Annotated in this window: 7 protein-coding genes and 1 tRNA gene; 1 reads left to right on the top strand and 7 read right to left on the bottom strand. The window is 64.2% G+C overall.

Going from position 1 to position 13,149, the window contains the following annotated elements:
• Position 1 precedes the first annotated feature (1 nt).
• The 7 genes from RIE31_03315 to RIE31_03285 form a co-directional block, all read right to left on the bottom strand.
• Positions 2-973 (bottom strand): L-threonylcarbamoyladenylate synthase, encoded by a 972-nt coding sequence (locus RIE31_03315; GenBank protein MEQ8639630.1) that lies wholly within the window; start codon positions 971-973, stop codon positions 2-4.
• A gap of 49 nt (positions 974-1,022) precedes the next feature.
• Positions 1,023-7,043: a LamG-like jellyroll fold domain-containing protein gene (locus tag RIE31_03310; protein ID MEQ8639629.1), complete on the bottom strand. Its 6,021-nt coding sequence runs from the start codon at positions 7,041-7,043 to the stop codon at positions 1,023-1,025.
• Positions 7,044-7,214: 171 nt separating this feature from the next.
• The gene (locus tag RIE31_03305) at positions 7,215-9,551 is read right to left on the bottom strand and encodes a xanthine dehydrogenase family protein molybdopterin-binding subunit (GenBank protein ID MEQ8639628.1); all 2,337 of its coding nucleotides are present in this window, start codon (positions 9,549-9,551) and stop codon (positions 7,215-7,217) included.
• 72 nt (positions 9,552-9,623) lie between these two features.
• Complete coding sequence (locus RIE31_03300) at positions 9,624-10,199, bottom strand: carboxymuconolactone decarboxylase family protein (GenBank protein MEQ8639627.1); 576 nt, start codon at positions 10,197-10,199, stop codon at positions 9,624-9,626.
• A gap of 79 nt (positions 10,200-10,278) precedes the next feature.
• The gene (locus RIE31_03295) at positions 10,279-11,328 is read right to left on the bottom strand and encodes a hypothetical protein (GenBank protein ID MEQ8639626.1); all 1,050 of its coding nucleotides are present in this window, start codon (positions 11,326-11,328) and stop codon (positions 10,279-10,281) included.
• Positions 11,321-11,926, bottom strand: a complete 606-nt coding sequence (locus tag RIE31_03290; protein ID MEQ8639625.1) for a GNAT family N-acetyltransferase — start codon at positions 11,924-11,926, stop codon at positions 11,321-11,323. Before RIE31_03290 ends, RIE31_03295 begins: the two co-directional genes overlap by 8 nt.
• An 83-nt stretch (positions 11,927-12,009) precedes the next feature.
• Positions 12,010-12,084: transfer RNA gene (locus tag RIE31_03285), tRNA-Val, on the bottom strand.
• Positions 12,085-12,275: 191 nt separating this feature from the next.
• On the opposite strand from RIE31_03285, the gene RIE31_03280 reads away from it, so the two are divergent.
• Positions 12,276-13,136, top strand: coding sequence for a DUF3108 domain-containing protein (locus tag RIE31_03280; GenBank protein MEQ8639624.1), 861 nt, complete (start codon positions 12,276-12,278; stop codon positions 13,134-13,136).
• Positions 13,137-13,149: the final 13 nt, after the last annotated feature.

Raw genomic sequence — 13,149 nt, 5'->3', positions numbered from 1 at the left:
CTTAATCTAGGCGGCGGCTTGTCGGCTGGCCAGCCTCTGCCGCTCGGCTCAGGCGGTCGTTGATGGCCTCGCCCAGCCCATGCAATGGCACCGGCATGACGGCGATCGCGGTAAACTCGGGCCGGTCGAGATCGCGCAACATCCGGAAAAGATTGGCGGCCGCTTCAGTCAGGTCGCCGGCCGGGCTCAGGTTGCGCACCGTCGGACCTTCGGGCGGCGCGTCGGGACCGAAGGCCAGCAGGGCTTCGCCTGGCGCCGCGCTCTGGACGTTAAGGCGCAGCGGGCGGGCCGGGGCATAGTGGGACAAGCGCATACCAGGGCTTGTGATGCGGCCGGGCCGGGGCCGACCAAGCGGGCCGGTGACCGCTTCGATTGTCGCCCGCGCCAGCCCGCCGGGACGCAGCAGTCGCGGCGTCTCGTCAAGCAGACCAATGACCGTGGATTCCAGGCCGACAGTGCAGGGCCCGCCGTCAATGATCATGGCGGCATCAGAGCCCAGCTCGCTCACCACGTCGGCCGCCTGCGTCGGGCTCAGATGGCCGGAGCGGTTGGCGCTGGGCGCCGCCACGGGTACGCCGGCCCGGCTGATCAGATCGCGGGCGACTTCATTTGCCGGCACACGCACGGCCAGACTGTCGAGGCCGGCCGAGACCAGCAGCGACACCGGGCAGTCCGCCCGGCGCGGCAGCACCAGGGTCAGGGGGCCGGGCCAGAAGGCCTCGGCCAGTCGGCCAGCCATATCCGTCCATACCACCAGGGCGGAGGCGTCCGCCGTCGTCGCCACGTGGCAGATCAAGGGGTTGAATTGCGGCCGCCGCTTAACCCGGAAGATATCCGCCACGGTCCGGTCGTTGGTGGCGTCGCCGCCCAGCCCATAGACCGTCTCGGTGGGAAAGGCGACCAGCCGGCCGGCGCGCAAATGCGCCGCTGCTTCTGCAAGCGCAGCGGGTTCGGCCTTGCGAAGAGTGGTCACCGGGTGGCGGCGTCAGACGACAGGCGGTGCAATACGCACTGGCGGACGGTCAGAACGTGCCGCCGAAGACATAGTCATTACCGTCCCACTCGTACCAGGTGCCGTTATTGGTCGAGAGCCGGAACTCCAGATACTCGATCTCGTCCGGTTTCCAGTAAACCGTGGCACTATTGTCGGTGTAGGTGGCGGAATAGAAGCCGCTAGAAGCGAACAGGCTTGTGTTGATGGTAACATCGCCAAACACCACATTCTGCCCAAGCTCGTAGAACACGATTGTATCGCCGCCGACGGTCAGGCCGTCATGGCTGGAATCACGAACCAGATTCAAATCATCACCACGCTCGATATAGAACGCATCATCGCCCGCGTCGCCATAAAGTATATCAGTTCCGTCATGCCCGTAGAGCAGGTCAAAGCCGTCACCGCCATACAGCGTATCGTTGCCGGATCCGCCTGAGATGAAGTCGTTTCCGGGCCCACCTATAACCGTATTGTTGCCCGTGCCGAACAAGCTGATGACGTCATTGCCGCCACCGGCATTGACCGTCACACCCTGGGTCGCACTAAAATTACCGATCAGGAAGTCTTCTTCGTCCTGCAGTTCCACTTTCTCAAAGCTGCCGCCGTCGGCGCCGAACTTTGCGTCGTTGAGGTTTATGAAAGAACCGAGCGACGAGCCTTTCAGGATATCGATGCCCGCGCCGCCGCTGACCACGCTGTCCTCGGTGGTGGTGTAGGTGATGTCGTTGTCGTCAATGGCATCCTCGGTTTTGAGGACAATCGTCCCCTCGATGCCCAGTTCCACAATGTCATCGCCATCGCCGCCGCGCAGCTCGTCGATTCCCGCGCCACCACTGATATCATCATTGCCGGCCCCGCCATCCACCGTGTCGGCGCCTTCGCCGCCGGACAGTTTGTCGGCGCCTTCGCCGCCGTCAAGCTGGTCATCGCCGCTGTCGCCGGACAGCACATCATCACCGAGACCGCCCAGAATGCGGTCTGCGCCGCTGCCGCCGAACACCGTGTCGGCCAGCGCGCCACCGGTGGCCGCCGTGGCGTCGAACACGTCGTTGCCGCCGTTGAGATAGATCAGCGACTGGCCATAACTGCCATTGAGGGTCAGCTCGTCATCACCGTCATCATTGGCTTCGGCGTCCCCACTATCGGTGGACAGATGCAGGACAAAGGCCATGCTGGCCATGGTCACGGAAATGATGTCGGCACCAGCGCCGCCGCTGATGCGGTTGTCCGCTTTGGGACCGGTTCCCGGATTGTCATCGTCGTCCCAGGCGCTGTCGAAGGCGATGGTAATCTTGTCATCGCCGCTGCCGCCGTGGGCCGCCAGTACGCCATCAAGATCGATCAGCGTGTCATTGCCTTCACCACCATCCAGCAGGTCGCCAAGCCCCTGGGCACCGTCCAGGAAGTCGTCGCCGGTGCCGCCGCTCAGATTGTCGTCATCCTCGCTGCCGAAGAGCTGGTCGGAGCCACCGCCACCGATGATGATGTCCACGTCGCTGACCGGCGTGAAATCATCGCCCTTGATGCCCGACTCATAGATGTCCTGCACCGCATAGTCGTTCAGTGCGTCGCCGAAGATAGTGACTTCGTCGATTCGGCCGTCGAAATAGTCCTGCAGCGGATAGGCCGTGCCATTGCCGCTGCCCCAGCTATTGGCGCCCAGCACCCACGGCTCCGTATTGCCCGCGCCGCCACTGCTGTCGTCCAGGCCGCCGGTATAGCCGTTGGTGTCCATCAGCTCGCCATTGAGGTAGAGCTTCATGCCCTCCGGCCCGAACGAGAAGGACAGCATATACCATTCACCGGACTGGATGACGTCGCCGGTGGTGCGCACGGTGAAGGACTGATCGCCGCTCTGCAGGCGGATTTCCACGTCATTGCCGACGATGCGCGCCGTCAGATGGCCGCCGGAGTCAAAGCCTGAGGAGTCCTTGCTGAACAGGCCCTGGGTTTTGCCGGCATTGTCGGTATTGAACCACATCTGCACGGTGCCTTCGTTCATATCGAAGGTATCGTCGTGCGCAATCACTACATGATCGTTGTGGCCGTCGAAGTTTGCCGCGCTGTCGCCGGACAGGATGCCGGGCGAGCCCAGGCCAACACCACCGGCATAACCGCCGTCATTGCCGTTGCCGCTGGAATCCTGCGCTACACTGCCGCTGGTCTCCCCCAGCTTCCAGTGAGCGACAGCATCATACAACTCCACCACATCGTCATAGGGGACGCCGCCTCGGCCCAGGTCGAACCCGGGCACGGTGCCATAAAGAATGTCATCACCGTCGCCACCGTCGATAACGTCATCGCCCAGGCCGCCATAGATCACGTCATCGCCGTCGCCGCCAAAGATGTAATCGGCGGAGTCGTAGTCTGTGATCGGCTGGCCCAGAACGCCGTACTCGACGCCTGGCAGGCCGTCGAAATGAACGCTGCCGCTGTACACGTTGCCACCGGCATCGCCACCGCCGTCTGTGGTGTCGGTAATGTAGATGTCCGTGACATCGTCACCTTCGCCGCCCGTCTGATAGCCGGTTGCATCATCGCCCTGGAAATCATGGGTCAGGGTGCCGTGTGCCCCGGACAGGACAAAGCCGTCATATTCGATGGACTCGACAAACAGGTTGCGGTCTTCCTGACCATCGATGCCGAACGAGTTCTCTGAAATGCCGTCCCAGGCATCGTTGAGGAAGCGAATCTCGATGCCGCCGGCCAACTGCGCCGGGGTCAGTCCGGACAGATCAAAGGAATAGGCGGTGATGGAGTTGCTGACGGTCGCCGTGCCGACGGATACGCCGCCGACAAACACTTCCATCACCGGATACTGGTCGTCCAGTGGCGAGCCGTGGGCGTTGACCACCAGGGTGTCGCGCTGAATGACGGAGGCTGCCGACTGGTCGCCGATGATCAGGTCATCGCCGCCGCCGCCATACAAAGTGTCGCTGCCGGCGCCGCCGATCAGGATATTGGCCTCATCGTCACCGGTCAGGGTGTCGTCATAGGAGCTGCCGACGATGTTCTCGACGCCGGAGATGGTGTCGTTTCCGGCGCCTGTCGCCGTGCCCAGCGCCAGGTCCACCGTTACCGGGCCCAGAGCTTCCGTATACGCCACGGTGTCATTGCCGCCGCCACCAATCAGGGTATCGTCACCCTGGCCACCGGTCAGAACGTCGTCGCCGTCACCGCCGTCCAGAACATTGTCATTGCCATCGCCGGTGATGATGTCCGACTGGCCGGAGCCGGTGACATTCTCGATGCCAGACAGCGAGTCGATGTAGCCGGAGCCATCTTTGGCCGCGATGCCGGCCTCGAGGCTGATGACAACGCTGCCGGGTGCGGCGGAATAGTCGGCCGTATCGGTGCCGCTGCCGCCCACCAGAATGTCCGATCCCGCGCCCCCCACCAGTGTGTCGTCGCCACGTCCGCCATACAGAGTGTCGTGGCCGTCACCACCATCCAGATAGTCATTGAAGGTAAGGTTGCCGCCACCTCCACCAGAGGCACCGGTCCCGGTTCCCGTCCCGGTGCTGCCGCTGTGGCTGGAGCCCGAATGGTGACTGGAACCCGAATGACGGCTGGAGCCCGAATGATGGCTGGAGCCAGAGTGTCCGCTACCATTGTGTCCGCTGGCCTCGTCGGGCGTGGCCACCAGTGCAGTATCGTCCAGATCTATTTCGTCATCCGTATCACCATAGATGACATCCTGGCCGACGCCTCCGAACAGGGTGTCGTCGCCGCTGCCGCCGAAGATCAGGTCATCGTCGGAAAGACCGCCATCCGTGCCCAGGCTATGCAGGCCGGCAATGGTCGCGCCATCCAGTGCCGTGTCGAAAACTGACACTTCATCGAGCTGACCATCGAGGAACGAATCCAGCCCGCCGCCACCGTTGGTCTGTGCCGCGCCCAGGATCAGCGGGGCCGCGCCACTCATGGCGATGCCACCGTCATAGTCGTCCGTATCCAGCAGCTCGCCGTTGAGATACAGCGCCATGCCGTCCGGGCCGAAGGTGAAGCTCAACTGATACCACGCGCCCGACTCGATCACATTGCCGGTGGTCTTCAGGGTGTGGACCTGATGCCCGTCGTCCACTTTGATCTCGATATCGCGGCCCTTGATCCGGGCATAGACGCCGTCGCTGCTGCCGTCGCTCCATCCTTTGCTGAACAGGCCCTGGGTGTCGCCGGCATCGTCCGTCTGGAACCAGAGCTGAATAGTGCCCTGATTGAGCGCCAGATCATTGTCGTGGGGGACGATGATGCAGTCATTCTGGCCGTCAAACTCGGCGGCGCTGTCACCGGGCAGGGCGCCATCACCGCCCAGCATCACGCCTTCATAGGTGCCGTCGTGGCCATTGCCGCTGGAGTCCGCCGCGATCGTGCCGCTGTCTTCGCCGAGCGTCAGGTGCAGCACCGCGCCATTGCCCTGAACCGCGGCCACATAGTCGCCATGCGGGTCGCTGATCAACAGGCCGGAATCGCCCGGTGAGCCGCCATAAATCGTATCGTTGCCGGCGTCGCCTGACAGCACGTCGTCGCCCAGATTACCAAAGATGGTGTCGTCGCCCTCGCCGCCGGAAATCACATCATCGCCGGCACCGCGCAATAGCGCGGCCGGCGGCTGCGGCAGACTGTCGAACACCACATTGCCGTTATAGACATTACCGCCCTGAAACGGCCCATGGCCGGGTTCCAGTTCAATATTCGTGATCTCGAATCCCGCGCCACCGGACTGATAGCCCATGATTCCGTCGTTGATGGCGGTGAAGGACAGGTGCCCTTCGGTCGCCGGCGTGGCAGCGCCGCCATACTCAATAGACTCGACAAACAGATTGCGGTCCTCCTGGCCGTCCAGGCCAAAGGAGTTTTCCTGTACGCCATCCCAGGCATCGTTGACGAAGCGGATTTCCACCGCCCCTGCCTTCTGGGCGGCCGTCAGGCCAGACAGGTCAAAGCTGTAACCGGTAAGGGAGCTGGTCACCGTCACGGTGCCGACGGCAACGCCGCCAACCAGCACCTGCATGTGGGGATAGACCCCGTCCAGCGGCGAACCATGGGCATTGACCACCAGGGTATCGCCACCCTGTGCGGCACTCGCCGCATCGCCAACCAGAATGTCATCGCCGTCACGGCCATCAATGATATCGTCGCCCAGGCCACCGATCAGGGTGTTGTTGCCGCTGTCACCGCGCAACACGTCATCGCCGGCCGAGCCAATGGCGTTCTCGATACCGCTCAGGGTGGTGCCGCCGCTGACGTCACCGCTGGCCAGGTCAACCTCTACGCCTGCGCCGTCGGCAAAAGACGCCGTGTCCGAGCCGGCGCCACCGATCAGCGTGTCTTCGCCACCGCCGCCAACAAGAACATCGTCGCCATCGCCGCCATCCAGCACATTGTCGCCGCTGTCGCCGATAATGATGTCCGACTGGCCGGAGCCTGTGACATTCTCGATGCCGGACAGGGAATCGATATACCCCATGCCGTCCTTGGCGGCGAAGCCGGCCTCCAGGCTGATGAGCACACTGCCTAGAGCATCGGAATAGTCCGCCGTATCAATGCCATCGCCGCCGTCCAGAACATCGGCGCCACGGCCGCCAGACAAAGTGTCGTCGTCATCGCCGCCATACAGGCGGTCATTGCCGTCATCGCCGGCAATAGTGTCGTCGCCGCCGCCGCCATGGATGGTATCGCGGCCGGCGCCGCCGCTGATCAGGTCGTCGCCGTCGCGATTGCTCGTTCCGTCATAATCACCGAAAATCAGGTCGTCGCCGGCGCCGCCGGAAATCCGGTCATCGCGGCCGCCGCCGAAGATGGTATCGTCGCCGGCGCCGCCATCCAGAAGATCGTCGCCGTCACGCGAGCCGCTGCGGGTTCCGTCACCGTAGATGGTGTCGTCACCGTCGCCGCCGCTGACCGTGTCGTCGTTTTCCTCACCATACAGAGTGTCATCACCGTCAAGGCCGCTGATGACATCGTCGCCGCGATCGCCAAAAATCTCGTCGTCACCATTGGTGCCGACAAGACTGTTGTCGCCGCGGTTTCCCCTAATCGTTGCCATGATGAGACCTGGCTGGAGTGTCCATGGCTTTAGTTATAGGCCGGGTGCGTCGGAACGCCAAAAAATCTGCTGCCGCGGGTCAGCCGCCCTCGTGACGAAGAAATATACGTGATTTCAACGGGTTATCTCCAGACAGCCGCAGGCTGGCCAGATTGGCCCCATCCGTTGCGGTCATGCCGCCTGTCGTGGCGCCGCCTGCAGTCGCCGCCACACCTGCTGTGCCGTCGCCGGCATGTCCACATGGCGGATTCCCAGGGGTTCCAGGGCATCAACAATGGCGTTGATCACGGCCGGCGGGGCGCCGATGGCGCCGGCTTCGCCGGCCCCCTTCATGCCCAGGATGTTGGTGGTGCACGGCTCGTTATTGAAGGCGATGGCCATGGGCGGCATGTGGTCGGCCCGTGGCAGGCCATAGTCCATGAACGAGGCTGACAGGAGTTGGCCGGATTCAGCGTCGTAGACCGTGTGCTCAGTCATCGCCTGGCCGATGCCCTGGCCGATTCCGCCGTGGATCTGGCCGGCCAGCAGCAACGGATTGATGACCGTGCCGAAATCGTCCACCACGGTGAAATTGACCAGAGTGGTGACGCCGGTGTCCGGGTCCACCTCCACCTCGCAGATGTGGCAGCCGTTGGGGAAGGTGGACGCGCCGTTCTCCGGCGCCCAGTAGGCCATGTCGTCCAGCCCGCCACGCGCCTCTTCCGGCAGTTGCGCCTCTTTGAAGGACAGCGAGACCACCTCGCTGAAGGTGATGGCGCGGTCGGTGCCGACAATGCGATAGCGGCCGTCATCGAACTCGATGTCGGCCGTATCCGCCTCCAGGCTGTGGCCGGCAATCCGTTTGCCTTTTTCGATTACCTTCTCGGCGGCCTTGACGAGGGCGCCGCCGCCGACTGGCACGGACCGCGATCCGCCGGTGCCGGTGCCTGTCGGTACCTGGTCGGTGTCGCCCTGCTTGACCGTTATCATGTCAGGCTCGATGCCCAGGCGATCGGACAGGATCTGGATATAGGCGGTCTCGTGGCCCTGGCCGTTGGATTGGGTACCGGACAGGATGGTCACCCGGCCGTCCGGCGCGAACTTGATCCAGGCGCCTTCCTGGCCGCCGCCCCCGCACGCTTCGATATAGGTGGCCAGGCCGATGCCCCGCCGCTTGCCGGCCTTTGCCGATTGGCTCCGGCGGGCGGCGAAACCTGACCAGTCGGCCAGCTTCATGGCGTCTGTCATGTTCTTGGCGAAATCGCCGCTGTCATAGGTGGCGCCCATGACTGTGGTGTAGGGCATGGCGCTCTTGGGTATGAAGTTGCGCTGGCGAATCTCGTCAGGCGACAGGCCAAGCTCACGCGCCGCCGCATCCACCAGCCGTTCCACCGCATAATTGGCTTCCGGCCGTCCGGCGCCGCGATAGGCATCCACCGGGTTGGTGTTGGTGTAGACGCCGGTGACGTGCAGGTAGCACGCTTCCAGCCGATAGACGCCGGCATACATCCAGGCGCCGGCCGAAGTCGGCACGCCCGGTCCGAACTGAGACAGATAGGCGCCCAGATTGGCCGTGATGTCGAAGCGGAAGGCCAGGAACCGTCCATCCTTGTCCAACGCCGCCTGCGCCGTTGTCACATGGTCACGGCCGTGGGTGTCGGACAGGAAGGATTCACCGCGATCCGCTTCCCATCGGACCGGACGCTTCAGTTCACGGGCCGCATACAGGACCATTGCCTGCTCGGCGTAGAGAAAGATCTTCATGCCGAAGCCACCGCCCACGTCCGGCGTGATCACGCGTATGGACTCTTCCGGCACCTTGAATATCTTGGCGGCCAGGCGGCTCCGCAGGCCGTGGCTGCCCTGGCTGGAGGTATAGAGCGTCATCCGTTTGCCATCATAGTCGCCGATGGCGCCACGCGGCTCCATAGAGTTGGGGACCACCCGGTTGTTGATCATGTCGACACTGACGACCCGGTCGGCGCGCTTGAAGGCGGCGGCGGTCTTGGCCTCGTCGCCATCTTCCCAGTCGAACGCTATGTTGTTCGGCGCCATATCCCAAATCTGCGCCGCACCCTTTTGCGTCGCATCCGCCGTGCCGGTCACCGACGGCAATTCCTCATAGTCAACGTCCAGATGATCGGCGGCGTCGCGGGCCTGGGCCATGGTTTCAGCCACAATCATGGCGACCGCATCGCCCACATGGCGGACCCGGTCGAGCGCCAGCACGGGCCGGTCCGTCTTCTTCATGGCGCTGCCATCGCGATTGGTCAGGCTGGCGCCGCACTCCAAAAGGCCAAGGCCGGCTTTTTGCACGGTCTCGCCTGTATAGATGGCCACCACCCCCGGCTGGGCACGGGCGGCAGAAACATCAATATGCCTGATCCGCGCATGGGCATGGGGCGAGCGCACAAAGAAGCTGTGGGCTTCTCCATCCAGGCGAATATCGTCGGTGTAGCGCCCATGGCCCGTGACGAGACGCGGGTCTTCGGTGCGCGGGACGGGCTGGCCGATGCCGAATTTCGCCATGGAACTCCTCCGGAAGGCTGATTCTAAGGTTATCGCGACAGGGCCAAGGGTGCCGTGCGCGTGGGCCGCCGGTCAATCGCCAGCGCCAGTCGCGGGGCCTCCCTGTCGCTTGATTTCCTCGACGTGCCGCGCCCGCGCATCGTCGGCGATCATGACCCCGGCCCGCCGGTAGAAGTCCTCGTTCGATACGATACCGAATCCGTCTACGATGCGGTTCAGCATATTGTAATAGCCGCATATGAGCGTGGCATGGACGACCGCCAGCTCTTCCCAGCCGGCCTCCATGACCGCGGAAACGTCACTTTGAACGATCCGACTGGGCGCCTCTGTAAGCTTCTTGAGGTAGCGCAGCAGAGGTTGCCACTTTGCGTCCAGTGGTGCCGTCTCAGGTGTGTCCATGACCGCCTTCAGCAGATCACCGTCAACGCCATGCGCCAGGGCCGCCTGTTCGTGGGTGCCAAAGCAGAAGCGGCATCCGTTCAGGCTCGAAACATAGGCGGAGATCAGTTCGCGCTCGCCCAGGCTGAAGGGTGAGGGGCCGTAGAGCAGCGAATTGACGAAATCCTTCAGATGGATCATCGGTTCCGGCCAGTTTTCGCGTATGGCGCCGAAGCCGGCGTCGTCGGGCAGGGAAGGCAGGTGGGGCATGATGGTTCTCCGCTGTAGGCGGCCCGGATGGCCGCCCGCTGTAGCCGCGCTTGGAACGCTAACCCGTCTTCGGGTCCGTTCAGGCGCTGGCGACCGGTTGACTGATGGTGTTGCCGCTGGTCAGCGGCCGCACGACGAAGTCTTCGTCCTGCAGGGCGCTGAACCACGCCGCCAGCGGCGCCAGAACGTCACTGCGGCTGGCCCAGCGCGCCGCCCGTCGGCACAGGCGGCGGTCGCGTGACGTCAGAGCTAACGGGTTCACGCCGCGCCGTCGTTGGCTGTCCAGACGCAGCGCCAGCCGCGTTGCGCTGTGCATGACACCCGCCGCCCACAAGTAAGCCGCCGCAGTCGCCGGATCTCCGTCCTCGTCGAAGGCGGACAGCCAGCGGGCAATCAGCCGCCGTTCGGCTGACGGCCAGTTCGGTACACTTTCGTCACACAGCAGCCAGACCATATCGTCCAGTCGGCGGCGAGCGCCACAATGCTCCCAGTCGAACCACACAACGCGGCCATCGTCCATCGCCGCACCATTGGCTGGCCGCGCATCCCATTTGATGAAAGAAACAGCCGGCCGCTCCAGGACCGCGCGCAACTTGCGACGGTCGAAGGCCGGCGGCATCAGCCCCAGGGCTGCGCCGATGCGGGCCGGGGTGCCGGCCAGGTTCAGATGCCATTGTCGACCGTCGCCGATGGCCTGCACGCGGCTTGCCAGATCTCTGGCCGCCGCCGCTGTGTGGATCGCCGCCAGACTGCGCAGGCCGCGTCCCAGCCAGCGTTCACCGTTGACCGCATCGCTGGCGCGGATGGCCCGGCGCAGCGACCGCTCGCCCACGTCCTCCTGCAACAGCCATGTGCCGTCGAAGGCCCGGACAGCCGGTACCGGTGCGCCCGATTGATGGAGGATGCTCAACACATGGGCTTCCAGGTCCGCTCGTCTGGGATCACTGCGGCGGGTGGCGATCACGCTGCCGCCATTGGCCAGGCGGACGCGCATGGAGTTGGCCCGTTTCGCGGTTGGCGCAATGACCTCCTGCACAGGCACCTTCAGCAGACGCTCCACGGCGCCGTGCGCGGCGGCCATGGCCGCGACCATCCGCGGCGTCAGAGGCTCATTCGGCAAGTCAGTCATGGCGGCTCAAACGGTAGAGAACATGTGGGCGCAGTGGGTGCCCTGGCGGCAGACGCGGATGATCGAAGTCGCCGGCTTCATCGCGCTGCAAACCGATCTTCTCCATGACCCGGCGCGATGGCCTATTGGCCGGCACCGTGAACGAGACGATCTCGTCCAGGCCGAACGCGCCGAATGCCAGATCGCGCGCCGCCAGGGCGGCTTCCGTCGCAAAGCCCTGGTTCCAGGCGCTGCTGGCAAGACGCCAGCCAATCTCCACGGCCGGCGCGAAGGGCGCCTCAAAGGTCACCGGCGACAGGCCGACAAAACCGATGAAGCCCGCGTCGGCCCGTCTCTCACGGGTTTCACGCGTGTCGCGGCCAACGGCCCACAGACCGAACCCGTCCCGTTCAATGGCCTGGCGGATACGTTGCGCCATGGCATCGCTCTCCGCTCGGTCGAGAACACCGGGCAGAAATCGGCACACTTGCGGGTCAGCGTTCAGTGCGGCGAACGGCGCAAGGTCTTCGTCGCGCCACTGACGCAGCACCAGCCGGCGGGTGCGTGCAACGATTTCCGAATCGCCAGCAGACAGGGGGTGGGCGACAGGCACGATCATCGCCCGACCCTAGCGCCGTCGTCGCCAGGACGCCATCTGTGATCGGTGGAAAAGCGCGATCTCTGCTGATCGCGCCGCCAAGGTGGTGGGCGCGGCTGGGATTGAACCAGCGACCCCTGCCGTGTGAAGACAGTGCTCTCCCGCTGAGCTACGCGCCCTTGCGGCCGGATCATAGTCAGCGGCCGCGGAAATCCCAAGGGGTGACGCTGATCCTCCGGCCGCGCCTCCCGCCGCTTTGGACGCCTTGCCGGTCGTCTGGTGTTTTCGCCCCTTAAGGGTCACATTTCCCGTGTCGAATGATGTGGCGGTTCCATACCGCAATCTGGCCGCCTGACCGGAGGAGGAAGTCATGACAGCCATCCGCCAGCCAGCATCGCCGCTTCCGGCACTGTCTCTTCCTGCCCTGGCGAGCCTGCTCCTGTCTCTGCTGCTGCTGACAGGTCCATCGTCGGCCCGCGCCAGCGACAGTCTCGCGCTCAAATACAGTGTCTTTGCCTACGGCCTGCCGGCAATGAACCTGGATGTGGCCATTGATCAGAACCCTTCGGCCTATGCCATGCGGGTGGAAGCGGAGACCAAGCCCGTCATCGGCCTTATCGCCCGCTGGTCGCTGCAGGCGGTGACGGTTGGTCGTGTCAGCGATGCGGCCTCCACCGCCGCCGTGCTGTGGCCCGAGTATCAGGACATGACCAGCGTCTGGCGTCGCGAGCCACGTCACCAGCGCATGGACTTCCTGGAGGGCGGAAATGTTTCAGTCTCTTTCAATCCGGACCGCAACATAGCGCCGGAGGAGACGGTGCCCGCCGACCAGCTCGCCGGCGCGGTGGATCCCATGACCGCCGTTCTGTCACTGGTGCGCGCGGTGGCCAGCGGCGAGGGGTGCCGGGCGACCGGTCCGATCTTTGACGGACGGCGACTCTATGCCATGGACCTGACCGACCTCGGCGAGCGCAACATGGCGTCCGTGCTGGATTCCAGCCTCAGCGGGGTGGCTGTTGGCTGTCGTATGGAGCGGCGCCACCTGGCTGGCAAAAGCCTGAATGACGATGGGAAAGAGCGGGCGGTGGACGTCTGGTTCATGCGGCCGTCGGCTGACCTGCCGGTGCTTCCGGTCTATATGGAGACCGGTGGTGCGTTTGGTTTTCAGATGCACCTGCGCCAGGCAGAGGCGGTTGCCGCGCCCACCGTCGTGACCCGCCTGCCTGAATAGGCCGTTCCACGAA

It is taken from the genome of Alphaproteobacteria bacterium, from assembly GCA_040218575.1.
Classification (GTDB): Bacteria; Pseudomonadota; Alphaproteobacteria; order JAVJRE01; family JAVJRE01; genus JAVJRE01.
This window is presented reverse-complemented; position numbering and strand designations above follow the sequence as displayed.

Bases quoted from the DNA above. Each gene is read 5' to 3' on its own strand.
- RIE31_03310 (MEQ8639629.1), bottom strand. From the start codon at position 7,043: ATGGCAACGATTAGGGGAAACCGCGGCGACAACAGTCTTGTCGGCACC.
- RIE31_03305 (MEQ8639628.1), bottom strand. From the start codon at position 9,551: ATGGCGAAATTCGGCATCGGCCAGCCCGTCCCGCGCACCGAAGACCCG.
- RIE31_03300 (MEQ8639627.1), bottom strand. From the start codon at position 10,199: ATGCCCCACCTGCCTTCCCTGCCCGACGACGCCGGCTTCGGCGCCATA.
- RIE31_03295 (MEQ8639626.1), bottom strand. From the start codon at position 11,328: ATGACTGACTTGCCGAATGAGCCTCTGACGCCGCGGATGGTCGCGGCC.
- RIE31_03290 (MEQ8639625.1), bottom strand. From the start codon at position 11,926: ATGATCGTGCCTGTCGCCCACCCCCTGTCTGCTGGCGATTCGGAAATC.
- RIE31_03280 (MEQ8639624.1), top strand. From the start codon at position 12,276: ATGACAGCCATCCGCCAGCCAGCATCGCCGCTTCCGGCACTGTCTCTT.